Below are 24,706 nucleotides of genomic sequence, written 5' to 3' on the forward strand. Positions count from 1 at the left end.
AGTCGGCCCCCCGCCGCCGCGTCGGCTCGAAACAGGTGCGGCGGATTGCCGGTTTCCGAGCCGCCTTAAAGCGAAGACTCGATGCGCCTCTCGTGCGATCCCGGAAGCAGGAGGCGGGCGGCCGCCGCGCCGAGCAGGGCCCCGGCGAGTTGGAAAAGGACGAACATCGGCACATCGCGCGGGGCGATGCCGGAGAAGCTGTCAGTAAGGCTTCGCGCGACCGTGATCGCGGGGTTGGCGAAGCTGGTCGACGAGGTGAACCAGTAGGCGGCGACGATGTAAAGCGCGACCGCGGCAGGCACCGAGGAAGGGCGCTGCCTTGCGGTGCCAAGAATGGTGAGGACGAGACCGAAGGTCGCGACAGCCTCGCCGGTCCATTGTCCCGGTCCGGCCCGCAGATGCGTCGAGACCTGCAATACGGGCACGTCGAACATGAGATGCGTCAGCCACGCGCCGGCAATGCCGCACAGCAGCTGGGTCAGCGCGTAAGGCGCGGCGTCGCGCCACTCGAGCTCGCCGCGAAGCGCCATGACGAGGGACACGGCCGGGTTGAGATGGGCGCCGGAAATCGGGCCCAGGATCGTGATCAGCACGAACAGCATGGCACCGGTCGCCACGCTGTTCGCAAGCAGCGCCACGGCGACGTTCCCGCCCGCGAGGGGCTCCGCGATGATCCCCGATCCGATCACTGCCGCGAAGAGCATCGCCGAGCCCAAGCCTTCGGCTAGCAGGCGGCGCGCGAGCGGCTCGGTCATTCGGCCGCCGCCGCCGGCTCGGCGAGGGCGGCAAGATGCTCGGCACCCGCCGGGGGACGGCCCTCGGCACGGCGCTCCGAATAGCGATCGGTCAGATAGGCGCTGCGATCGCGGGTCAGCAGCGTGAACTTGACCAGCTCCTCCATCACGTCGACGACGCGGTCGTAGAGCGGGCCGGGCTTCATGCGGCCGGCATCGTCGAACTCGGAATAGGCCTTGGGCACGCTCGACTGGTTGGGGATGGTGATCATCCGCATCCAGCGGCCGAGCAGGCGCAGCGTGTTGACCGCGTTGAACGACTGGCTTCCGCCGGAAACCTGCATGACGGCGAGCGTGCGCCCCTGGGTCGGGCGGATGCCGCGATCCTCGAGCGGCAGCCAGTCGATCTGTGCCTTGAGGATCGCCGTGATCGCCCCGTGCCGCTCGGGCGAGCACCAGACCTGCCCCTCGGACCAGAGCGAGAGCGCGCGCAGCTCGGCGACCTTGGGATGATCGCTCGAAACGCTGTCGGGCAGCGGCAGGCCGGCGGGGTCGAACACTCGCGTCTCGCACCCGAAGGCCTGGAGCAGCCGCTCGGCCTCGAGCGTCAGCAGCTTGCTGTAGGAGCGCTCGCGCAGCGATCCGTAGAGCAGCAGGATGCGCGGCGGATGCGAGGCGCCCTCGGGGGCATGGAGCACGCGCGACAGCGCCGGATCGACAAAGGCCGGATCGACATTGGGAAGCGCGCTCATGCGGCGGCGCCGCCACCCACGGCGCGCTGCATGTAGACGGTGTCGAGCAGCCGCCCGAACTTGCGACCGACCTCGCGCATACGCCCGGCATGGACGAACCCCAGCCTGGCATGGAGCGCGATCGAGGCCGGCTCGCCACCGCCGATCACCGCGATTATCTGCTCGAAGCCTGCCCGGCCCGCGCGCTCGAGCAGCGCGCCCAGCAGCGCCGTGCCGATTCCGCCGCCGAGCGCATCGGGCGCCACATAGATGCTGTTCTCACAGGTCGTGGCATAGGCCGGGCGGTCGCGGAACTGCGTCGCATAGGCATAGCCGGTGACCGCACCGTCGCGCTCGCTCACGAGCATCGGCCAGCCCCTGGCGCGGATATCGAGGATCTTTGCCCGCCAGCTGTCGACGGACGGGGGTTCGGTATCGAAGGTCGCGGTGCCATGTAGCACATGATGCGCGTAGATCGCCGCGATCGCGGGCGTGTCGTCCGGACGGGCATCGCGCACGATCATGCGCGCACGACCTCGCCGTCTTCCTTGACGAAGTCGGCGGGCAAGGGATCGGGCAGGATCTCGAGCACGATCTCCGAGGGGCGGCACAGGCGCGTGCCGAGCGGCGTCTCGACCAGGGGGCGGTTGATGAGGATCGGATGGGCCAGCATCGCGTCGATCAGTTCCGCATCGCCCAGACTCGCATCGTCGAGCCCCAGCCCGCCATAGGGCGTGCCCTTCTGCCGCAGCAGCGCGCGCGGCGTCAGACCGGCGGCGTCGATCAGCGCGACGAGCCTGGCGCGCGATGGAGGATTTTCGAGATACTCGACGACTTCCGGCTCCGTGCCGGTCGCCCGAATTATCGCCAGCGTGTTGCGCGAGGTGCCGCACGCCGGATTGTGCCAGATGGTGACCTTGCTCATGCCGCGTCCTCCCGGGCGACGGTCGCGCACGCTACGGTCGGGGTGCAGGAAGCGCCGCCGCAGCAATTCTCCGTCAGGAAATCGATCAGGCCGGTCATCGCGACATAATTTGCCCGGTAGATCTGCGAGCGTCCCTGGCGCTGCTGCTCGATCAGGCCGGCACGCACCAGATGCATCAGGTGGAAGGACAGCGAGCTGGCCGGCAGGTCGAGACGTTCGGCGATCGCGCCGGCGGACAGGCCGGGCTCGCCGGCCTGCACCAGCAGGCGATAGGCGGCGAGCCGGTGCTCCTGGGCTAGCGCGGCGAGCGATTCGACGGCATCGGATGAGGTCAACATCCTTCGATGATTATCGAAGAGTCTTTGGCCTGTCCAGACGCTTCGAGAAAAGTCGAACGATTGCCCTCAAGGGCGCGTGATCGATCCGGCGGCACGCGTACGACCGCCGCTTTTAGGTCACGAAATGTCCGGGCCGCCCCGTGCCCTGCCGAATCGCCAGTTGATCCCGTCGCTTCGCAAGATGCCGGCGACCGGCTTGCCCAGCTGACGTTCGAGCACCGGTCGCCATCGCACCAAGGTGAACTCGCGGCTGCGCTCGACCAGTGCGTAACGCTCGCCCGCCGCCTCGATCTGCCGGGTCAGCCGCCCTTCGATGCGCGCGCCTCGTACGGCCTCGACATGGGTCTTGCCGAGTTCGTCCGTCAGCTCGCGGGCGATCCGTAGCAGCTCGCGGCGCTGCAGCAGGGCCATCGCCCCTTGCTTCAGGCTGACGCCATTGCCCACCTCGTCTGCCAGGCCCTGTTCGACCAGCCATTGCCGGCGCGCGGCGAGCGCGTCGCGAACCTCCCGTCCGAACCCGGCGTCGCGCGCGACGAGCCTCTCCTCGCCGGCGAGCGTGCGGTCGAGCCAGGTGGGGCCGTCGGCGCTCGCCAGGCGCTCGATCGGCGCGGTGGACAGGGTCTCGATCGCGACCGGCCGGTCGCGGAGCTGCCGCGCCTCGTAGGCAGCCGCTTGCTCGACATGGTTCTCCCGGATGGCCCAGCTCCCGTCCGGTAGCCGTTCGGAGAACCCCGCCCGCCGCAACGCCTCAAGGCGACGGACATGCGCTTCGGCGAACGCCCGGCTGGCCCGCGGGTCGTGCTCGAGATGGTGCGCCACCGAATAGCGCCCGTCATGCGACGCGGCGACCGAGGCGATCGTGCGATCGACCTCGCGGACATCGGCCGTGCGCGGCGCCACGCGGACGATCGCTCCTTCCGGGGTAGCCTCGGTCGCAATGGCGCGGCCGATATCGAGATAATGCGCCCGCCCGTCGATCCCGTCGACGATCAGATAGTGGCGATCACGGTGCTCGTCGGAAGACCCTCGCCGGACGACACGGCCGATGACCTGCTCCCGCAACTCGCCCTCGATGACCCGGTCGGCCTGCGCCCGCTCGAGTCGGCGCGCGGTCAGCTCGCGCTGCATCAGCCGGATGATGTCGCCGCGCTCGCCCATGCGGCGCAGTGTCTCCTCCAGCCCGTCGGCGAGCCGCCAACGCCCGCTGCCCAAGTCCTCGGCCAAGCCCATCGCGGAGAGCTTGCGCAGCCTGCCCGTGGCCACCGCCTGCTGGAACGGATCGTTGTGCGCGGGGCCGGTGATCCGGTCAGCATCCATCCGGCTAAGGAGCCGGCGGTCGATCGCGGTCAGTCGCTCCTGCTCGACATCGTGGCGCAGCCGGTCCTGGATCTCGCGATCGGTGCGGGGGCCGAGGTCGAGCGTGGCGAGCTCGGCGGCGCGCTCGCGAAGCCCGTGCGCGATATATTCGCGGGCGATGACGAGGTTCTGCCCCTGGTCGTCGATGCCGCGCAGCATGATGTGGGTGTGCGGATTGTCGGTGTTGAAGTGATCGACCGCGACCCAGTCGAGGCGGGTGCTGAGGTCGTGCTCGGCCTGCGCCATCAGCCGGCGGACATAGGGCTTGAGGTCGGGATATTCCGCGCCGTCCTCGGCCGAGACGATGAAGCGGAAGTGGTGGCGGTCGCCGGCGCAGCGATCGAGGAACGCCTTGCCGTCGGCGGCGTCGATATCGCGCCCATAGAGCTCGCCGGGATTACCATCGCGCGTCACGCCGTCGCGCTGGATATAGCGCAAGTGGGCGCGCGCCGCCGCGAGGCCGGTGACCGCCATCCTGACCAGCCGTACCTTGACCATCGCGCGCCGTGCCCGGGCCCCGGCGAACCGGTCGCGGCTCGACAGCAGCCGGCCGATGCCCGCACCGCGGCCGATCCGGCTGCCATCGAAGCGCCGCGACAGTACGCCAGTCTTGCTGCCCGCGAGGCGCGCTGCGGCGAGGACGCGCCCGCCATATTTGACGAGGCGCTTGGCGTCCTTCGCGCCAGGCTTGCCCAGCCTGGGCGTGAACTCGTCCTCGCTCACCGCCGGCCTCGCGGAGTCTCGCGGAAAGGCACCAAAAACGGCGGATTTCCGCCAGTTGCCAAAAGCCTGTCTCGCGCCGTTGCCGCCGAGTCTCGCGAAAAAAGGATGTGCAGACAGTCACTTGAGCAGGGTCGCGAGACACTGCCTTTATCTTGTTTTCCCTGTCTCTCCTGCCTGCCTCTCACAAGGCGCAAAAAGAGAGCCGGGACACGCTGCCTGTGCCGCAGCGCATCCCGGCCCGAACCGAGAGCTATTTCACGCATCCGCGAACGCCCTTCGCGCCTGCTCCGCGCGTCCGAAGCTGCGCTTGCCGAGCATCCCGCGCGCGTCGCCATCGCCGTCGACGAGCATCACTGCAACGAACCAGCGCCCGTCGATCCGCCCGAGAATACGCACCCGGTCGAGCTCGATTTCGCTCTCCTCACCGCCGAAATAGCCGCCGAGCCAGCGCTCCTCGACCCGTGCGTCCCAGAGAAAATCGGCCTCCTCGGCATCAAGGAAACGTTCCGCGAGCGCTACCCCCGCCTGCCGTCCGAACTCGATCTCGAGCCCCGAGACCAGTGCCGCCATCACGCGATCGGCCGCGTCCGAGATGGATTGAACCTGTGCCATGATCAGTCTCCGCTTGCGGTCCTCGCCATCGAGGACAGCGTCTCGAAGACGGACGGCGAAGCGGCGGTCAGGGCCGCCGGAGCGGGAGCGGAGGCGCCGCGAAGCGGACATGGGGGGAACCGATTTGCGTAGCAAATTGGGGGGTGCCCATGGGCCTTGAGGGCCGCTTTGCCGCCCGTCATGCTGGGACTTCACGACGACCCCTTCCACCCCCGCCATGTCACGGCACCTCGCGGCGGAGCACGAATATCGCCGGCGCCTGGCTCGGAGCGGGGACGGAGGCGTTTGGTGCGGGCGCCTCCCGACGAACCAGGAACAACGTCTCGGGTAGTCGGGTCGCTACCTCGACTGGCGCTGGCGCAGCACCAGTGACGCGCCGCAGATAAACCATGGTCTCGGTCGGCAACTTTGCCTCGCCGGCGAGCCAGGCGGCGTAGCGCGCCGGCCCTGCATTGTACGCGCCGAACAGCCCAGGATAGCCGAAGCGGTCGTACATGCGCCGCAGATAGCCGGCCCCCGCGACGATATTGTCGGCGGGCAGGTCGGGATCGTCGCCGAGCCCGAGTTCGCGCCGCTGTTCGTCCCACGTCGGCGGCATCAGCTGCATCAGCCCGATCGCGCCCCTGGGGCTGCGGATCGGTCGCCCGTCGAGGGTGGTGCGGCCGGCGCTCTCGGCAAGCATCATCCGCGCGATCCAGTCTTGAGGTACGCCGCAGCGTGCCGCGGCGGCATCGATCTCCGCCGACCAGCGCGACACGCCACTGGCCGGATCGGCCAGGACCAGCATGCCGGCGAGTGCAAGGCTCAGCGCCGCCATATCAGCCTCGCCCGGCCGACCAGATCGCGCCCCGAACTGATCCCGAAATAGCGTCCGTCGAACGAGCCCGGCGCATCCGTCAGCAGCAGATATTCCTGGCCGAGCAGGCGCCGGCAGCCCTGCCACCAGGGCAAAGCGCGGCCGCTCGGATCGCGTGGCAGGCGGGTCGCGACGCGCAGGCCATTGACCGAAATCTCGGACCCCGACGCGCAGACCAGGTCGTCGCGTGCGGCGGCGACACGCTTCACCAGCGGGACGTTGGCAGGGAGGTAATGGCGCTCAGCGGCAAGCGCGCGCCAGCGCGGCGGCGCCCAGGCGATCGCCATCTCGCCGCGGGCGGGCGCGTCGCCGGGCCATACCCAATAGAGCCCAATCGGCGCGCTGGCGCTGGCGTTCCACACCAGTCGCGGGGCCGGACCATAGACGGGCGGCACCGCGAGCAACACCAGCGCGGCACCGCCGAGGATGGCGAGGCGCAGCCGGTGGAGCTCGCGCTGGCGATGGCTATGCCGAGCTTCACCCCAGGCGAGCAGCGGTGCGTCGCCGGGCGGGCGTCGCCGGATCATGGCCGGATTCCGCGCGCGCTGTGCTCGCGGCTCCAGGCGTCGAGGTCGTCGATATGATATTGGACGAAGCGGCAGTGCCGGCGAAACACCGGCCCGTCACCCCGCACGCGCAGCCGCTTCAGCGAACGGCTCGACAGGCCCAGCCAGGCGGCGGCCTGCTCGGTATTGAGGAAGGGCGAGCCGCGTTTGGCGCTGCTTGCCCGGTCGATATCGTCGCCGTCCATGCGCAATTCCTCGGATGCCTCGAACGGCACCCGGGATGGCGGGCGAGGCACCCCGCGAGGAGTGTCGAAAACGGCATCTGCCGAATTCGACACTCCCCGTGCGCATGCTCAGCGCGACCAGATCAGGTTGTGCGTGCCGTGCTCGCCCTCGACCAGGGTCGCGTAGATCGGCGCGGGCAGCGACGGATCGTCGAGCTTGACCGAGACATAGGGCCGGTCCTCGCGCGAGGTCTTGGTCCAGCCGGCGCCGAACTCGACATTGCCCGAGTTCATCACCCGGTAGTCGGGTGCCTTGTCATTGTCCTTGGTCGCGGGCCGGATGCTCGCCTTCACGTTGAGCGTCAGGGTCCGGATGGTGCCGGTGAATACGCCGGAGTCGTCGCGGGTGAAGCTGCCGATGGTGGCCATGATCATTCTCCTTGGATCTCGAAGCCGCGCCAGTGCGGCCTCGATGGCGTCGATCCGGCACCGGCGGCGCCCGGGATGCACCCGGTCCGCAGGGCAGGGCCGCAGCGCAGCGAAGGGCGGCCAAAGCCGGCTTTCTTGCCTCGCGAGGAAGGCGCAGGGAGAAGCCCGAAGCCGGGGAAGAAAGCCGGCGACGCCGTTGCTGGCCCAGGGCGCGCGGTGCCAGACGGCCATCGTGAAGAGGGCACGTGCGGCTTTCGGGAATCCCGGGCGTGATGTCCGCACCGCAACAGGTACGCCGCGCACGAACCATCCAGCTTGCCGTCGCCGGCCCGAACCCACTAGATGCAAAGGACAATATGGCAGGGCTGAGGGAAGCGACATGACGACATCGGACCAGGTCCGCGCCCTGATCGAGCGGCTGGCGCCCGAGCCGGTATGCGACGACTGCATCGCGGAGCGGCTGGCGTTGAGCGTCCGGCAGCACGCCAATATCAGGACCCGCGAGCTCGCAGGCGTAGGCGGGTTCGAGCGCCGAAAGGATGTCTGCTCGCTGTGCGGGGAGACCAGGATGGTGATCCGGCGTGGCGCGCATTGAGGCGCTCGCCATTGCGGCGCTGCTGTTGATCGCCGCCGCGCCCGCCCCGCAATCGGGCGTCGTCGCCTGGGTGACCGATGGCGATACCTTCCGGCTGGAGAGCGGCGAGCGCATCCGCATCGCCGGGATCGACGCGCCCGAGACGCAACCCGGCAACGCCAAGTGCAGCGCCGAGCTGGCCCGCGGCAAGCAGGCGACCCGGGCCGCGATCGTGCTGCTCAAGGGCCGGACGGTCGAGATCGAGCGGGTGGGGCGTAGCTACAACCGCTCCGTGGCCCGGGTACGGCTCGACGGCCGGGACCTCGCCGCGACGCTGGTCGACAAGGGAATCGCGCGCTGGTGGCCGCGCGGGAAGGCGAAGCCCGATTGGTGCCGGGGCTAGGAAAAAGGGGCGGCAGGACGCCGCCCCTCGAAGGTCAGGCCGCGAGCGGCTGCGGCTGCGACTCGGGCACGTGCGCCGCGAGCGCCGCCTCGACCTCGGCACGCATGGCGACCGTGCCGACGCCGCCACGCGCGGTATAGGCGCTAGGCGGGAAGGCCATCCAGCGCGGCATCCAGTGCTCGACCTTGGCGCGTCCTCCGGCACCGGCCAGATGGTCGGCGACGATCCGGCGCAGCGTCTTGCCGGTCTCGCCGGCATTGGCATCGGCGACGGTGGCGCCGGCCACGTCGGCGACGATATGCGCCAGCACTTCCCTGTCGCGGACCAGTTCGAGGAAGGCGGTATCGGCCTGCCACCAGTCCGCCATGCGGACACCGAGCTCCGACCCGACTGCCTCGACCGCCGCGCTCCCCGCGGCGAGCGTCTCACCCATCAGCACCGCGATCACGTCCATCAGCTTGGCATCGGGCAGGTCGAGCAGGGCGAGGAAGACGCCGACGACGCCGTGTCCGCCATGCCCGCCCCGGATCGTCGGGGCCTCGGGATCGAAGCCGAGCACCGCCAGCATCCGCCGCCGCTTGGCGTCGAAGACCGTCTCGCCCCGGCAGGTCTCGACCGACTCCGCGATGGCGTCGCTACGCGCCAGTTGCGGCTCGGCCTCGACCCGCCAGAGCGGCGAGCCGGCGATGGCGTGCGCGACCATCAGCCGCAACGCGACCTTGGGCCGCGACAGCAAGGCGGCGCGCACGGCAGCATGGCGATGCAGGTCGATATAGACCTGCAGCGGCCCGCTGACTTCCGGCCGAACCGGCCTGGCCTGCGCCGCCTCGGGCGTCTCGCCGCGTTCAATGCGCTTGACCTCTTTGCGGGTCAGATAGCCTTCGTGGAACACGACCTCGCCATTGGCGCGGACCTCGATATAGACGCGGCCGCCCTTGCGCTTCGGGGTCTTCACCTGCTCCCAGCCCTGATACTGCTGCGTGGGGCCGATAATCTCGACCGCGCTCCAGCCGGCCTCGAGATAGGCTGCCCGCCGCGCCTCGATCGCCGCATTCTGCGCGGTCCAGAAGGCGTCGGGGTCCGCGACATAACGCTGCTCGGCGAACAGGTCGGCGACCAAAGCGAGCCCGCTTTCCTCCACGTCGAACAGCGCATGGTCGGCGCTGATCGCTTGCCCGCCGAGCAGCCAGCCGCGCAGTTGCCAGCCGGTCGGACAATGCGCTTGCGGATCGTCCCACAGCGCCAGCCAGTCGCGCTGCCGCGCCTTGCTGGCAAGCGTCAGGTGGCGCACCGTCGCCGCATCGATCTTCTCGCGGCGGTAGAGGTCGCGGATGCGCGGCAGCAGATTGCCGAGCGCCAGCGTCCGCCGCACCGCGAGCACCGGTAGCGCGAAGGTGTCGGCGATCTCCTCGGGCGAGCGGCCCTCGCGGACCAGCCGGACGAAGCTCTCCCAGCGCGTCACCTCGTCGGGGTCGAGCCGCGCCATGTTCTCGATCAGCGAGGCTTCGACGGCGGCGGCATCGTCGCCGGCCTCGAGGATCGCGCAGGGGAAGAGGAAGGGCTCGGGATCCTGGCCGTCGGCGTCGGCGCGCTCGGCCGCGACGATTTCCCCGGCGCGGAAGCGCCGGGCGCCTGCGAGAATGCCGAACCGGTCTTCGTCGCCGGGCCGGACGATCAGGGTCTGGAGGATGCCGCGCTTGCGCACGCTCGGCAGGATGTCGGAGACGTCCGGCGGGCGCTTGGCAAAGCGCATGTTCGCCTTGTCGACATAGAGCTTGTCGAGCGGAAGGAAGTCTAGTTTCATCGGTCTTGCTCCTTGTGGGCGCCGGTCCCGTGCATCTGGACAGTGAGCGGGGCCGGCTTCGGTTATGCGGCGGAAGCGGCGCGCCGCGCGCCTTTCGCGCCGTCATTCTGGCGGCGGAAACCGGTCGGACAGGTCGGATGCGGTGCGGCGCGCGCGCCGCAGGAGCGCCTCGGCCCAGAGGATCGACCCCGCCTTGCGCGCCCATGCGGCCCAATCGGTCAGCGGCAGGGCGGTCGCGAAATACAGGTCGCGCTCGATGCGTAGCCCATAGGGCAGGCGCAGCGCCTCGATCTCGGACAGCGAGAACCAGCCGAGTTCCGGGCAGCCGAAGCCGAGGTCGGCGAGGCCGAACAGCGCGTCGCCGTCCTCGGCCAACTCGCTCGCCAGCCATGTCGCGGCGGAGAGGGGATGGAACAGCTTGACCAGCGGGCGCGTGTACGTCGCCTCGCTGCGATATTGCGCGCGGAGCGCGGCGCGCAGCTCGGGGGTGAGCAGGCTCATGCGGCCTCTCCCAACACAGGAGATTCGGCCCCAAAGGCGAGCAGATAGTCGGCGGCCTTGCTGGCGAGACTGGCGGCGCGGAAGATCGCGCGATTGTCGGCGCGCAGCACCGCGAGCCACGACCCGAGATAATCGGCATGGCGGACGCTCGGCTGGATTCCGAGCGCGGCGCAGAGAAACGCCGAGGCCAGCTCGGCGACCAGTTCCTCGCGGGCATAGCCGGCGCTGCCGAACGGGTTGGAGAGGTCGCGCGCCAGCCGCGAGGCGTGCCCGGTCCAGTGGCCAAGCTCGTGGAGCGCGGTGCGGTAATAATCGATCTGGTGGCGAAAGGCGGGCTGCGGCGGCACCCGGACATAGTCCTCGCCCGGCGCATAATAGGCCTCGGCCCCGCCTATCCGGAAGTCGGCTCGGCAAGCCGCTATCAGCGCCTCGGCGACGGGCACAAGCTCGCGCTCGGGAAGCGGCGCGGCGCCTGCCAGCATGCGCTCGGGCAACCCCGCTACTTGCGCGACGTTGAACACGGTGAAGCGCTTGAGGAACGGCACCGTGCGGGCCGCGTCGCCCTCGGCAGCGGCGCGTTCCTTTTCCGCCTCGGGGCTGAACCTGTCGGCATAGACCACGCCGACGCCGTGCTCGCCCTTGCGGACGCAGCCGCCGGCCTCGATGGCCTGCCGGAAGGTCAGCCAGCCCTGCGAGGCATAGCCGCGCGCGAACCCCTCGCCCCACAGGATCAGGACGTTGATCCCGGAATAGGCGCGGTTGGAGGCGGCGTTGCGCGGCAGCCTCGGCGCGGCAGCGGTGCTGTCCCAAGGCTGCACCCATGGGAAGCGCCCGGCCTCCAGCTCGGCGACGATCCGTGCCGTCACCTCGTCATAGAGCGAGGCGCGCGCAGCGCCTCCAGCATCTCCCCCCGCGCGACGCCCGCGAACCCTGCCCATGCCCAGCCTCCTCGACCAAAAAGCCACACCCGGCCCTGCGAAAGCGGGGTGGGCGGCGAGGACGCCCGCACGGGCCCGCGGCACAGGGCAGGGCGCACCGCAGGCCGGAACGTGAGTGGAGGACCCGGACCGCAGGCCGGGTTGCGCCCTGGCCGCGCGGGCCCAGAAGGGCGTGCCGGCCACCTCGCTTGCGCCAGGCCGGACATATAACGCCGGCGCTACCAGCGCCGACCACACTCCCGCGCCAGCGATCGTCACCCGAAGGGACGGGGACGCGCGCAGCGCGGCCCGGCGGCTTGCCGTAGAGCGCGGTCGCGGAACAAAGCGATGTCAGAAAAAAGAGGAGACGCACCCTTGCCGACACCGCAGGCGGGGCGGCGTGCGCGCGCGAGCTGTGCGTTAGCCGCCGCCGCGCCCCCCGGTTCAAGGCAAGCGCGCATGCGCGGGCGTACATCAAGGCGCGGACCCCGGGGGCTTCCCAGCCCCCTGTACGCCCATTATTCCCGCGCGCCCTCGACATCGCCCGCGAGGCGCCGAGAGCCAAGGGTCAATCGGCTTTCCGCTTCAGGACCAACGGGTTGGACAGCAGGGGGATTGAGCGGCCTCGCTTTGCGGGGCAAGCTGCGGCATGGCCCAACGCGCTTCCCGCATTCCGCTGATACGCTTCTCGACGGACGACTTCCCCGCGTGCGAGCGTTTCGCAGCCTGGCACCGTGCCATGGCACCGATGTTCGAGATTCCCGCGTGTGGGGATGCATCCGAGTTCCGCGGCACCGCCTTCACCTATCTGATGGGACGGATCGCGTTCGGCGGTACCGATGTCGATGCGCTCGCCTATTCGCGCACAGCCGCCAAGATCCGCACCGATGGCATCGACCATTATCTGATCCGGCTCGATTTCACGCGGGAGAACCCCGAAGGGCTGCTCTTCGTCATCGACCTGGGCCAGCCGATCGAGCTGCCGCTCGCTCCCATGCACTGCCTGTGCATCTTCGTGCCGCGCGACATGGTCGACGGCGCGATGCATGGCATCTCCGCGCTGCACGGCCGGATCGTCACCGGCGCGCGGGGACGGATTTTCGCCGACTATATGAAGGTGCTGGCGAGCCAGGCGAGCGGGCTGGACAATGCGGATGGCCCGGCCATGGCCGACAGCATGATCGCGATGATGCGATCCTGCCTCGAGCCGCGCGAGGGCACCGAAAGCCAGACGCGCAGCGTGCTGGACGCCACACAGCTGGGTCGCGCACGGCGCTTCGTCGATGCGCATCTGACCTCGGCGGACCTCGGCCCGGAGATCATGGCGGAGGGCCTGGCGATGTCGCGTGCCAGCCTCTACCGGCTGTTCCGCCCGCTCGGGGGCGTCGCCCGCTTCATCCAGCAGCGCCGGCTCCAGCGCATCCACGACCTGCTGTCGAGCGCGGAGGAGCATCGCCGGATCAGCGAGATCGCGCTGACCTATGGCTTTCCCGACGAAGCGAGCTTCAGCCGGGCCTTCCGCCGCGAATATGGCTACACCGCCAGCGAGGCGCGCGCGATGCGCGGGCTCCAGAAGGTCGACCGGCTGGCCGGTGACCCGGAGAAGCTGGCCTTGTCGCCGCCCGAGCGGATGATGATGTGGGGCGACTGGATGAACCGGCTCGCCGAATAACGTCCTAATCGGCGCGGATTTTTTGCGCCGCGTCTCAGTCCTTTGGTCCTGCGTCTCAACTTCTTGCGCCTCGATTGACTTGGGGACCCGCGTCGATCCACTTCCCTGATCGTCTGAACGGCTGATCGAAACGGGGGATCATGCGACACGACAGCAAGGCTGGCGCCGTGCCTGCACGCGGCCGCCATCCGCTGGGCGCGGCCTGACCACCCGACCGACGGATTGTCTTTTCGCAAACCCATACCGGAGCGCCTGTCCGCGCGCCCGAAGGAGTCCGCATGCCTACGCTTCGCCGCACCGTCCGCCGCCCGTTCACGCCGGCGCGGGTACGCCACGGCCTGCTCTGCTCGAGCGCGCTGGTTGCCGCAGCGCTGGCCCTGCCGGCGCATGCGCAGTTGGCCGCGCTACCGCGCGATGGCGGCGACATCCTGGGGGAGAACCCCGGCACGGTGATCGATAGCACCGCCGCCAATGGAGGCGTCCGGCTGCTGGGAACGACCGGCGAGGTGGTGCTGACCAATGTCGTAATCCGCAACACCAGTGGTTCCAACCCGGGCGGCAATGTCCGTCCCCAGGATGGCTATTATCAGCTCTCGGCCACGGGCGATGCCGCGGCGACGCTGCGCGGCAGCACCCGCATCTCAAGCACCCAGACCATCGGTGGCGATGGTGCCGCGATCTTCATCGATGGCGCGGACAAAGGCGCCGCGACGCTGACGCTCGATAGCGGAAGCCACAGCTTCACCAGCTCGGACCAAGGAGTTCGCCTGCGCTCCACCGTCGGCGCCGCCAGCCTGATCAACACCGGAAGTCTCAGCATTACGGCGCCTAACGGTATCGATGCGGCCGGCCGCGGCGTCGACCTGCTGCTGGGCCAGGTCGATATCCAGGGAAATTACGGAATCCGAGCGAGCGCCGTTGGCAATGGGTCGGTTTCGGTGGTGACGCGGGGTGGTACCATACGCGCGCTCGAAAGGGGGATCATGGCCAGCGTCCGGGGGCCATCCGCCAACGTCGCCGTGGACCTGCAGGGCGCGATGCTGATCACCAACACCAACATGGGCGGCTTCGGCCTGAACCTCGATTATGAAGGAACCGGCGCTTCGGATACCGGCGCGATAACCGTGACCACCAGCGCGGGCGGCACGATCGATGCCTTGGGGCCTGCCCGCACCACCGGCAATGTCGGAATCTCGGCTGATTCTGATTCGGGCTCTGGCGGCGTCAACCTGGACATCGGCGCGGCCATCGGCAGCGCCAGCTTCAATCTCGGGATAGGCATCAGCGCAGGTACCGCCGCGACTTCGAGCGGCAAGGTTTCAATCAGCACGACCGCAAGCATCACGGCCGTGACGGGTATCTCGAGCGGTTCCGGCGCTGCCGCGGGGAACAGCATCGCCCTGGGAGGCGACCTCACCGCGACCAGATCAGCCGTTATCATATCGCGCGGTATCGGAGCCTACGACATCAGCATAGGCGAGGGCGTCACTGTCCGGGGCAATCTGGGCAATACGGGCATGGGCACTATCGTGACCCTTGGCGGATCGATCGACAACAGCGGCATCATCCGCAACGGTGCCGACGAGAGCCTCGGCAACGGCGCGGCGATCCAGCTGGGCACGTCCGGCGGCCCGCTTACCATCACCAACCGGGCCGGCGCGACGATCCAGGGCGGCAGCCGCGCGATCTCGCTCCAGGGCGCCGCCACGCACGCCATCGACCTCCAGCTCGGGTCGAGGACCATCGGCGACATCGTCGAGGCGGGAAGCGGCGCCAACACGCTGATCATTGCCGGCCGGCTCGACGGCCGCTTCGACGCCAGCGGCACCTCCGCGGATTTCGTCACGCTCGAGGCGACCGGTTCGCTTGCCGGCGCCAATCTGGGCACGGGCGACGACACCTTCCTCTACCGCGGCGGCGATCTCACCGGCCAGGTCGATGGCGGTACGGGTACCGACACGCTGGCGATCGATGTCGGCGACGGCATCACCGCGCAGATCGACGTCACGGGATTCGAAATCCTCGACCAGCGCTCGGGCATCGCCGCGATCGGGGGGGCGATGGCGAGCCTGACGCGCATCGAGGTGGGCAGCGGCACCATGGACTTCCTCGACGGCCGCAACCTGACCGCCGACATCCACGTCAATGGCGGATCGATCCGCGCGGGGGCGGCGGGCGCGTTCGGCACCGGCACGATCCATCTGGTCGATCCGACGATCCAGCTCAGCGCCAATGGCAGCTATGGCAACGACATCGTGCTCGAGGCAATCGACCCGGTGAACGATCCCTCGCGGATCCTCGTCGATGCGGGAATCAGCGCCTATCTCAACGGCCGGATCAGCGAGACCGGCAGCCAGCCGCTGGTGATCGGCGGTGGCGGCACGCTGACGCTGACCAATGCCGCCAACAGCTGGACCGGCACGACCACGATCGACGCCGGCACGACGCTCGTCTCGCTGACCCCCGGCACGCTGGGGCCCGACGGCACCACCGGAATTGTCAACAACGGCACGCTCGTCTTCGACTGGAGCGGCTATGGGGGGCATCTCTCGGCGATATCCGGCAGCGGGGCGCTCGTGAAGCGCGGCACCGGGGCGCTGACCCTTGCGGCGAACAACGGCTATGCCGGCGGCACCACCTTGGAGAACGGCAACCTGATCCTGGGCGGCAGCCAGGCACTCGGTGCCGGTGCCCTGACGCTCACCGGCGGTACGCTGCAGCTGCGTGGCTATACGCAGGCCGCGTCGGCGCTCTCTGGCACCGGCGGTATCCTCCTGCTGCAGGCCGGAGTGCTGGACCTCAACCAGGCCGGCGACAGCGTCTATGCGGGCTCGATAGACTTCAGTGGCGCCGACTATGCCAGCACGCTCAACAAGCGCGGCGCCGGCGCGCTGACGCTCTCGGGCGTGCTGACCGGAGGCTTGGGCACGATCAACCTGGATGGCGGCACGCTGACCCTGAGCGGCAACAACGATTTCACCGGCGAAGTCTATCTCCGCGCCGCGACGCTGCGCCTTTCCGGAGACAATGCGCTGGGACGGGCCGACCTGTTCACCAGCAGCAGCCTCGGCCGGATCGAGGCCGTCGGCAGCCTGACGCTGTCGAACGACCTCTATCTCGGCGGCGCGCTCGGCACCCAGACGGTCATCTCGGTCGATGACGGCGAGACGCTGAGCCTTGCCGGCCAGATCAACGGCAACCGACCGATCGTCAAGCAGGGGGGCGGCACGCTCGCCTTCTCGCGGACCAACTACATGGCGTCCAACATGCTGCTCCAGCAGGGCGGCATCGCCGTCCTGGCCAACCAGGCGCTCGGTACCGGATCGGTGACCGCCTCGGACGGCACGCGGCTGGTGCTCGCGGACGGCATCAATGTGGCACAGAACGCGCTGGTCCTGAACGGCAACCTGGCCGTCGATGTCGCGAGTGGCGCCGCGCACATCAGCAAGGCCGTCTCGGGAAGCGGCAGCCTGACCAAGACCGGCGACGGCACGCTCTATCTGGACGTACAGAACAGCTTCACCGGCGGCATGCATTTCGACGCCGGCACCACCGTTCTAGGGGTCACCGGCACGCTGCGCGGATATACGCCGATCGACTTCAACGGCGGTACGTTGGTCGTCAATCAATTCGGCACGATCCTTGGCCCACTCACCGGCACTGCCGGCGCGATACAGCTCACCAACGCAAGCTATGGCATCGTGATCGAGCAGGACGCCGACACCCGCTATGCCGGCACGGTCGGCGGGGCCGGCTTCTTCGCCAAACAGGGTAGCGGCACCCTGACCATGGCGGGCGAGATCAGCGGCGACGACGTCTGGGTTCGCTCGATCTGGGGCACACTCGTGCTCGACGCGGCCAACAGCTATGGCGGCGGCACCGAGATCAACAATGGCTCGAGACTGATCGTCGGCAATGACGCGGCGCTCGGCACCGGCGACCTCGTCGCCGCGATCCTCGAGGCGCAGCTCGAATCGAACAGGAGCGTCACGCTCGCCAACAACATCTTCATCGAGCGGAACGACTCCACCTACGGCAATCTTGCCATCGGCGGCGATCACGACCTGACGCTGACCGGGACAGTGGCCGAGCGCGGCACCGGCTATGGCGGCGTGCTGATCAAGCGCGGCGGCGGCACGCTGACGCTGGCGGGCCATAACAGCTATACCCAGGGCACTGTCCTCGAGCGCGGCACGATCGTCGCCGGGACAGACGATGCCTTCGGCACGGGCACGGTCCATGTCGTCGGTACCGGCACGATCGCGCTCGGCAACGGACGGGTTATCGCCAATGCCATCGATCTCGTTCGCGATAGCGGCCAGGGCTATGACGGCCAGCTCACCGTGGACGTGGCGAGCGGCAGCGCCGTGCTGTCCGGGCCGATCGGCGGAGACGGTTCGCTCAGCGTCAGCGGCGCCAGCCTGCTGCTTGCCGGCGATCTCTCCTATACCGGCGCGACGACCCTGCGCGGCGGCGCAAATCTCACGCTGGGCGGCAGTGGCCTGGTTTCCGGCATGCTCGGTCCGGTCACGATCGACGACGGCATCTTCACGGTGGATCGTGCCGGCGATGTCGTCATCGAGCAGATCGACGGCGCGGCCGGCAGCTTCGTCAAGACGGGTAGCGGCACCACCAGCCTGTGGCGCGAAGGCAGCTTCACCGGCGATGTGACCCTGGCCAACGGCACGCTCAAGCTCAGCGATCCCGGTGCGATCGCCCAGGCCCGCTCGGTGTCGCTGACCGGCGCGGATACGGCCATCGACCTGTCGGTGCTCGATGGTTTCGCCGCCGCCGCGACGCTGCACAATCTCTCTGGCGTGGCGGGCAGCACGATCGGGCTGGGCTATAGCGGTGTCCTGCTGATCGACAACGACCGCGAGACCGAGTTCGCCGGCACCATCCAGGGCACCTTGGATCCGGCATGGGTCGGCCGGGTATTCGCACTCGGCACGGGTACGTTGACGCTGAGCGGCGCAAATAATCTGCGCGAAGTCGATATCGAGAACGGCACGGTCAAGATGGCCGGGGCGGGAACGCTCGGCGAGAATGCCTGGGTGTCGATGTGGGATTCGACGCTCGACCTGTCGGGCGTCACCGGCGGGCAGTTCGCGATCGGCGGGCTGAGTGGCGGCCCCAGCACCATCGCGCTCGGCGCGACCACGCTGACGATCAACGATGGCGGGGACATCTACGAAGGCACGATCACCGGCACCGGCGGGCTGCACCTCGTCTCGGGCTGGCTCGGGCTCACCGGCGCACACGACTATACCGGCGAGACGGTGATCGATGCGGATGCGGCGCTCTACACCGCCGCCGCCCAACTCGCGAGTTCGGTGCGGGTCGAGGGCACGCTCGACATCTCGCAATATAATTTCTCGAGCAGCTTTGGCGGGCTCAACGGCAAAGGCACGGTCTCGCTCGGTGGCAACGAGCTTATCCTCACCGGCGGCGGCGACTTCGGCGGTGCGATCGAAAGCGAGAGCGCGGGGATCACGCTGCTCGCGGGCAGGCTGAACCTGTCCGGCACCAACTATTTCGGCGGCAGCGCGGGCATTGCGGAGGGCGCGACGATCGCGCTGATCGGCAACGGATCGATGGCGAACGCCACGCTCGACATGAGCGGCACCTTCGACATCAGCGCCGCCACCGTGCCGGTGTCGCTCGCGGGCCTGTACGGCAGCGGCAGCCTGGCGCTCGGCAACGGCCAACTGACGCTTCGCGGCGACAGCGAGTATTCGGGCACGATCTCGGGCGGCACGCTCGCCATCGCCTCGGGCACGACGCTCCATCTGGGGGGCGGGGCATCTTCGGACGGCACGCAACTGGAGGTGCGTGGCACGCTCGACCTCGGCCTGATGAACGGCGATATCGGCTTCGTCGGACTGACCGGTGCCGGCTCGATATCGCTTGGCGCGCATGACCTGCTGAGCGGCGGCGGAACCTTCGAGGGCACGATCGACGGGCTGGGCGGGCTGCGCGCGCAGGCGGGCGTGGTCACGCTCACCGGCGCGACCTTCTATACCGGCGCCACCACCGTCGATGCCGGTGCGACCCTGCGCCTCGACGGCGGCACGCTCGCCAGCGATACGATCGTCGCCAATGGCGTGTTCGACGCTGCCGGCGCGGGCGCTGCGCTGACGCTCGCCAGCCTCGGCGGCACGGGTTCGGTCCAGCTCGGCGGGCATGCGCTGACGCTCACCGGCGCGAGCAGCTTCGGCGGCACGATCTCGGGCAGCGACACCCTCTCGGTGCTGGGCGGCGCCACGCTGGCGCTGACCGGATCGGCGGCGATCACCGGCGCGCCCGTGCTGCTCGGCGGCACGCTGGACCTGCGCGGCGCAGGCGGCGACATGGCGATCGCGCTGGGCGGCAGCGGCTCGGTGCTGCTGGGCAGCCATGCGCTGGTGCTGGGGGGCGAGAGCGGCGACAGCGCCTTCGCCGGGGTGATCTCGGGCACCGGCGGCCTCACCAAGACCGGCACGGGCACGCTGACGCTGTCTGGGACCAATCTCTATACCGGCCTCACCCTGGTCAGCGCGGGCACGCTGCGTATCGGCGGAGTGAATGTGCTCGCCGACGACTCGCTGCTCGAGGTGCGCGACGGGGCGACGCTCGACCTCAACGGCTATGACGAAGTCGTCGCACGCTTCGTCATCCAGGGCAACCTGATCGGCGGCGGCACGCTGCGCGCCAATGAATATGTCCTCGACGGCGGCATCATCGATCATGCGCTGGGCGGCGGCCTGCTGGACCAGCGCAGCGGCACGACGCTGCTGACGGGCCCGGCCGGGGCGCTCGACATCCGCGTCAATGGTGGCACGCTGCGGCTCGGCGCGAGCGAGCGGCTCGCGGATAGCGCGACGCTGCTGGTCCGGGCCGGCGGTACGCTGGACCTGGGCGGGTTCGACGAGACGGTCGGCGCAGCCTGGATCGCCGGCACGCTCGCCGGTAGCGGCACGCTGACCGCGGGCAGCTACACCTTCGACGGCGCGACGATCCTCGCCAAACTGGGCGCTGGGGAAGTGGTGCAGCACTCGGGTGTATCGACCCTGCTCGGCCAGGCCTCCGGTTCGGCTCGGATCGAGGGCGGCACGCTCCGCATCGGCGATGGCGGAACGACCGGCGCGCTGGTGGGCGACATCGCGGTCGATGGCGGCATTCTGGCATTCAATCGCGCTGACGCAGCGACCTATGCCGGTAGCCTGTCCGGTGCGGGTGCGATCACTCAGGCGGGTGGTTTGCTGACGCTGAGCGGGAACAGCAGGGACTTCACCGGCACGATGACCGTCTCGGGCGGGTTGGCCGTAACCGGAAGCTTCGGCGGTACGGGCTCGACCCTCCGCATCGATAGCGGCGGCCTGTCGGGAACCGGACGCATCGGCGGCGTGGTCGCGCTGGCGGACGGTGCGCATCTGGTCGGCGCGCAGGGCAGCACCCTGTCGCTCGGTGCGCTGACGCTGGGCGCGGGGTCGATCGTCGACGTGACGCTGGCCCAGGCATCGACGAGCGCGCTGTTCGACGTGGCGGGCAACCTGACGCTCGACGGCACGCTCAACGTCACCGCCGCGCCGGGCTTCGGGGCCGGCGTCTACCGGCTGTTCGACTATGGCGGCACGCTCACCGACAATGGCCTGGCGCTCGGGGTGGTAGCCGGTTCGTCTGCCGATGGGCTCTCTATCCAGACCGGCGCCGCCGGCCGGGTCAACCTGGTCAATAACGCCGGCGTCGCGCTAGCCTTCTGGGACGGCGGCATCGCCGCGCAGCATGACAACGGCACCGTTGAGGGCGGTGCCGGGACCTGGAGCCTGGGTGGACGCAACTGGACCGACGCCAATGGCAGCGTGAACGGTGCGATGACGCCGCAACCGAGCTTTGCCGTGTTTCAGGGCATTGGCGGCACGGTGATGGTCGATAATGGTGCTGGCCAAGTCTCGGTCCTCGGCATGCAGTTCGCCTCCGGCGGCTATATGCTGGCCGGCGGCGCGATCGCCTTGTCGGGACCGAGCGCGACGATCCGCGTCGGCGACGGAAGCGCGGCGGGGGCGGGCATTACCGCCACGATCGCGGCTGCGCTCAATGGCAATTCGATGCTGGTGAAAGACGATCTCGGTACGCTCGTGCTGGCGGGCGCCAACGGCTATTCCGGTGGAACCCTGGTATCGGCCGGCACGCTGGTCGGCGACACGCGGTCGCTTGTGGGCGCCATCGCCAACAATGCCGCGCTGGTGTTCGATATGGGTCGGGACGGCATCTATGCCGGTGCGCTCACCGGCACCGGCATGACGACCAAGGCCGGGCAGGGCATTCTGACCCTCACGGGCACCAGCACGACCGACTGGACGGTCTCCGGTGGCAGGCTGGTGGCGAGCAGCGCCTCGCTCGCCGGCGACGTGGCGCTGGCGGCGGGGGCCGGCCTCACCTTCGACCAGGCGGCAGCCGGCACCTTTGCCGGAAGCCTCTCCGGCGCCGGCGCGCTGACCAAGACGGGCGCGCTGCTCACTCTTAGCGGCGACAGCGCGGCGTTCGAGGGTGCCGTTACCGTCGCCAGCGGTGGCCTCACCGTGACCGGCACGCTCGGTTCGGCCAGCTCGACCGTGGCGGTCGCGAGCGGCACGCTGGCGGGCACCGGCACGATCGGCGGCGCGGTGACCATTGCCGATGGCGCGCATCTCGCCGGCAGCCAGGGTGGAACGCTATCGCTCGGCGCGCTGGCGTTGGGTTCGGGTGCGATCGTCGATGTGGCGCTGTCCCATGCCTCGGACATCGCGCTGTTCGGCGTTGCCGGCAATCTCACGCTCGACGGCACCCTCAACGTCACGGCCGCACCGGGGTTCGGCGCCGGCATCTACCGGCTGTTCGACTATGGCGGCACGCTCACCGACAAGGGCCTGGTGCTCGGTAGCGTGGCCGGCGCCTCGGCCGATGCCCTGACGATCCAGACCGCGCTGGCGGGACAGGTCAATCTGCTCAACAGCGCCGGTGCGACGCTTGCCTTCTGGGACGGCGGCGATAGCGCGCTCCACGACAATGGCGCGGTCAATGGCGGTTCCGGCACCTGGGACGCGGGTGGCCGCAACTGGACCGATACCGGCGGCACGCTCAATGGACCGATGCAGCCGGTGCCGAGCTTCGCGGTGTTCGGCGGCACGGCCGGCACGGTGACGGTGGACGGCCACGTCTTGACGACCGGCATGCAGTTCGCCACGACCGGCTACACAGTGACCGGCGGTACCGTCGCGCTCTCGGGCGACCGCGCAACGATCCGGGTCGGCGACGGCAGCGCGGCGGGCGCCGGCTTTACCGCCACCATCGGCTCGGCGCTCACCGGCGGCGCCGCCCTGGTCAAGACGGACCGGGGCACGCTCGTGCTGACCGGCGCCAACAGCTATACCGGCGGCACCGTGATCGAGGCGGGCACGCTGGTCGGCGACACCCGCTCGATCCAGGGCAATGTCACCAACAATGCGAGCCTTGTGTTCGACCTGGCCAATGCCGGCAGCTATGGCGGCAGCGTCAGCGGCACCGGCGTGACGACCAAGGCCGGGCAGGGCGTGCTGACCCTAGCCGGCGCCAATGCCGGCGACTGGGGCGTCACCGGCGGCAGCCTGGTCTCCACGACGGCCCTGTTTACCGGCGATGTCGATCTGGCGGCCGGCACGAGCCTCACCTTCGACCAATCGGCGGCGGGACGCTATGCCGGGACGCTCACCGGCACCGGCAGCCTCGTCCTGCGCGGCGGCGGGGCCGTTTCGCTGACCGGCAATTCCTCTGGCTTCCAGGGAATCACGACCGCCGGCGGCCTGGTCTTGGTCGATGGCATGCTCGGCGGTACGCTCGACCTGCTCGCGGGGGGGCGTCTCCAGGGCACCGGCACGATCGGGTCGGGACGGATCGCCGGTACCATCGCGCCGGGCAATTCGATCGGGACCCTGAACGTCGCCGGCAACCTCAGCTTGCTTGCCGGCAGCAGCTATGAGGTCGAGACCAATGCCGCGGGACAGAGCGACCGGATCGTCGTAGCCGGGACCGCCTCGATCCAGAGCGGGGCGGTGGTCCGGGTGCTGGCGGCGGAAGGCAATTACGCGGCCAACACCAGCTACACCATCCTGACCGCGGCGGGCGGGCTCTCCGGCACATTCTCGAACGTGACTTCGAACCTTGCCTTCCTCACGCCGAGCCTGGCCTATAGCGCCAACGCCGTGACGCTGACCCTCAGGCGCAACATGATCGACTTCGCGGCGGTCGCGCAGACCCGAAACCAGCAGGGCGTGGCGCCGGCGGTGGAGGCGCTCGGGCTCGGCAACCCGCTCCATGACGCCGTCGTCGCGCTCGCCGCGCCGGAAGCACGACGCGCCTTCGACCAGCTCGCGGGCTCGGACTATGCCAGCATGCGCGGGCGCCTGATCGAGGACAGCCGCTTCGTGCGCGACGCGCTGCTCGCGCGCGGCGAACTCGCGGGCGAGGAAGGCCCCGCCGCCTGGGGCACGGCGCTCGGCAGCTGGGGTTCGACGCGGGGCGGGGCGCTCGCGCAGGGCTATGATCGCGACCTCAAGGGACTGGTTGCCGGCTTCGATGCCGCGCTTGGCGGCCATTGGCGCGCGGGCCTCGCCACCGGCTACAGCACGACCGACCTGCGGACCGGCAGCGCCACGCACAAGGCGGACAGCTATCATGCCGGCGGCTACCTTGCCGGCGGCTACGGCATTGCCTCGATCCAGCTGGGCGCGGCCTATGCATGGAATGATGTCCGCTCGCAGCGCCGCATCGCGTTCGGCGGTCTCGCCCAGGGACTGGGCGACCGCTACCGCGCTGATACCCTGCAGCTGTTCGGCGAAGTCGCGGCCAGGGCCGATCTGCGCGGTGTTACGCTCCAGCCCTTTGCCGGCTTGGCCCATGTCCGCCTCGGGGGCGCGGAAATCGCCGAGCATGGGGGTAGTGCTGCGCTTCACGGCGGCACGCGGGACGAGCGCATGACCTATGGCACGGTCGGCCTGCGCGCGAGCACGGCGCTCGACCTTGGCCGCACGGTGTTGCGCTTCAAGGGATCGACGGCGCTACGCCATGCCTTTGGCGACACGCTGCCGAGCGTGGATTTCGGCTTCGCTGCCGGTCCCGGCTTCGCCGTCGCGGGCAACGCATTGGACCGCGACAGCGCGGCGATCGATGGCGGGCTGGAGCTCGATCTCTCCCGGCGTGTCACGCTCGAAATCTCCTATGCCGGCAACCTTGGCGAGCGGACGACCGATCACGGCGCCCGTGCGGCGCTGCGCCTGCGATTCTAAGCTGCGGTATGGCGCGGCCCGCCGACGCCGACCCCGGGCGATCGCGCGCCTCGGCGTCCGGCCCGGGCCTTCCCGAGGCTGGCTCGCGGTTTCGGCGTCTTGTCTGGCGCCGACCTTGC

18 protein-coding genes are annotated in these 24,706 nt (G+C 69.5%); 4 read left to right on the forward strand and 14 right to left on the reverse strand.

Translation table 11 applies throughout. The features are described 5' to 3' along the window. Window positions 1-65 precede the first annotated feature (65 nt). The 11 genes from J2W22_RS07750 to J2W22_RS07800 form a co-directional block, all read right to left on the reverse strand. Window positions 66-755, reverse strand: coding sequence for an aquaporin (locus tag J2W22_RS07750; protein WP_307117656.1), 690 nt, complete (start codon window positions 753-755; stop codon window positions 66-68). After that, entirely contained in the window at window positions 752-1,486 is a 735-nt protein-coding gene (arsH, locus tag J2W22_RS07755; RefSeq protein ID WP_307117657.1) for an arsenical resistance protein ArsH, read from the reverse strand. Before arsH ends, J2W22_RS07750 begins: the two co-directional genes overlap by 4 nt. Beyond that, entirely contained in the window at window positions 1,483-1,989 is a 507-nt protein-coding gene (locus J2W22_RS07760; protein WP_307117658.1) for a GNAT family N-acetyltransferase, read from the reverse strand. The genes arsH and J2W22_RS07760 overlap by 4 nt, the downstream gene beginning before the upstream one ends. Beyond that, the gene (arsC, locus tag J2W22_RS07765; RefSeq protein ID WP_307117659.1) at window positions 1,986-2,390 is read right to left on the reverse strand and encodes an arsenate reductase (glutaredoxin); all 405 of its coding nucleotides are present in this window, start codon (window positions 2,388-2,390) and stop codon (window positions 1,986-1,988) included. Before arsC ends, J2W22_RS07760 begins: the two co-directional genes overlap by 4 nt. Further along, window positions 2,387-2,725, reverse strand: coding sequence for an ArsR/SmtB family transcription factor (locus J2W22_RS07770; RefSeq protein ID WP_307118007.1), 339 nt, complete (start codon window positions 2,723-2,725; stop codon window positions 2,387-2,389). The genes arsC and J2W22_RS07770 overlap by 4 nt, the downstream gene beginning before the upstream one ends. Window positions 2,726-2,845: 120 nt before the next feature. Next, on the reverse strand, window positions 2,846-4,807 hold the full coding sequence (rlxS, locus tag J2W22_RS07775; protein WP_307117660.1) for a relaxase/mobilization nuclease RlxS: 1,962 nt from the start codon (window positions 4,805-4,807) through the stop codon (window positions 2,846-2,848). Between the two features lie 255 nt (window positions 4,808-5,062). Beyond that, window positions 5,063-5,419, reverse strand: coding sequence for a hypothetical protein (locus J2W22_RS07780; RefSeq protein WP_307117661.1), 357 nt, complete (start codon window positions 5,417-5,419; stop codon window positions 5,063-5,065). A 220-nt stretch (window positions 5,420-5,639) separates the two neighbouring features. Further along, the gene (locus J2W22_RS07785; protein ID WP_307117662.1) at window positions 5,640-6,236 is read right to left on the reverse strand and encodes a lytic transglycosylase domain-containing protein; all 597 of its coding nucleotides are present in this window, start codon (window positions 6,234-6,236) and stop codon (window positions 5,640-5,642) included. Next, a complete protein-coding gene (locus tag J2W22_RS07790; RefSeq protein WP_307117663.1) occupies window positions 6,224-6,802 on the reverse strand; it encodes a S26 family signal peptidase in 579 nt (192 codons plus the stop codon). Before J2W22_RS07790 ends, J2W22_RS07785 begins: the two co-directional genes overlap by 13 nt. Next, window positions 6,799-7,026, reverse strand: a complete 228-nt coding sequence (locus J2W22_RS07795; RefSeq protein ID WP_307117664.1) for a helix-turn-helix domain-containing protein — start codon at window positions 7,024-7,026, stop codon at window positions 6,799-6,801. The genes J2W22_RS07790 and J2W22_RS07795 overlap by 4 nt, the downstream gene beginning before the upstream one ends. A 108-nt stretch (window positions 7,027-7,134) precedes the next feature. After that, on the reverse strand, window positions 7,135-7,434 hold the full coding sequence (locus J2W22_RS07800) for a DUF736 domain-containing protein (protein WP_277768902.1): 300 nt from the start codon (window positions 7,432-7,434) through the stop codon (window positions 7,135-7,137). 379 nt (window positions 7,435-7,813) lie between these two features. Between J2W22_RS07800 and J2W22_RS07805 the strand changes: the two genes are divergently transcribed. Both J2W22_RS07805 and J2W22_RS07810 read left to right on the forward strand, forming a co-directional pair. Beyond that, window positions 7,814-8,029: a hypothetical protein gene (locus J2W22_RS07805; RefSeq protein WP_269574047.1), complete on the forward strand. Its 216-nt coding sequence runs from the start codon at window positions 7,814-7,816 to the stop codon at window positions 8,027-8,029. After that, window positions 8,016-8,411, forward strand: a complete 396-nt coding sequence (locus tag J2W22_RS07810; protein WP_307117665.1) for a thermonuclease family protein — start codon at window positions 8,016-8,018, stop codon at window positions 8,409-8,411. Before J2W22_RS07805 ends, J2W22_RS07810 begins: the two co-directional genes overlap by 14 nt. Window positions 8,412-8,445: 34 nt before the next feature. Here the strand turns inward: J2W22_RS07810 and J2W22_RS07815 are convergent, their stop codons facing one another. From J2W22_RS07815 to J2W22_RS07825, 3 genes are all read right to left on the reverse strand, one after another. Next, on the reverse strand, window positions 8,446-10,215 hold the full coding sequence (locus tag J2W22_RS07815; protein WP_307117666.1) for a ParB/RepB/Spo0J family partition protein: 1,770 nt from the start codon (window positions 10,213-10,215) through the stop codon (window positions 8,446-8,448). Between the two features lie 102 nt (window positions 10,216-10,317). Further along, window positions 10,318-10,716, reverse strand: coding sequence for a DUF2958 domain-containing protein (locus tag J2W22_RS07820; protein WP_307117667.1), 399 nt, complete (start codon window positions 10,714-10,716; stop codon window positions 10,318-10,320). Then, complete coding sequence (locus tag J2W22_RS07825) at window positions 10,713-11,654, reverse strand: ArdC family protein (RefSeq protein WP_307117668.1); 942 nt, start codon at window positions 11,652-11,654, stop codon at window positions 10,713-10,715. The genes J2W22_RS07820 and J2W22_RS07825 overlap by 4 nt, the downstream gene beginning before the upstream one ends. A gap of 718 nt (window positions 11,655-12,372) precedes the next feature. On the opposite strand from J2W22_RS07825, the gene J2W22_RS07830 reads away from it, so the two are divergent. Together J2W22_RS07830 and J2W22_RS07835 are read left to right on the forward strand one after the other, a co-directional pair. After that, on the forward strand, window positions 12,373-13,305 hold the full coding sequence (locus tag J2W22_RS07830; protein ID WP_307117669.1) for a helix-turn-helix domain-containing protein: 933 nt from the start codon (window positions 12,373-12,375) through the stop codon (window positions 13,303-13,305). 278 nt (window positions 13,306-13,583) lie between these two features. Next, window positions 13,584-24,587 (forward strand): autotransporter-associated beta strand repeat-containing protein, encoded by an 11,004-nt coding sequence (locus J2W22_RS07835; protein ID WP_307117670.1) that lies wholly within the window; start codon window positions 13,584-13,586, stop codon window positions 24,585-24,587. The last annotated feature ends 119 nt before the right edge of the window (window positions 24,588-24,706 follow it).

The organism is Sphingomonas kyeonggiensis (assembly GCF_030812785.1).
In the GTDB taxonomy this organism is placed as follows: domain Bacteria; phylum Pseudomonadota; class Alphaproteobacteria; order Sphingomonadales; family Sphingomonadaceae; genus Sphingomonas; species Sphingomonas kyeonggiensis_B.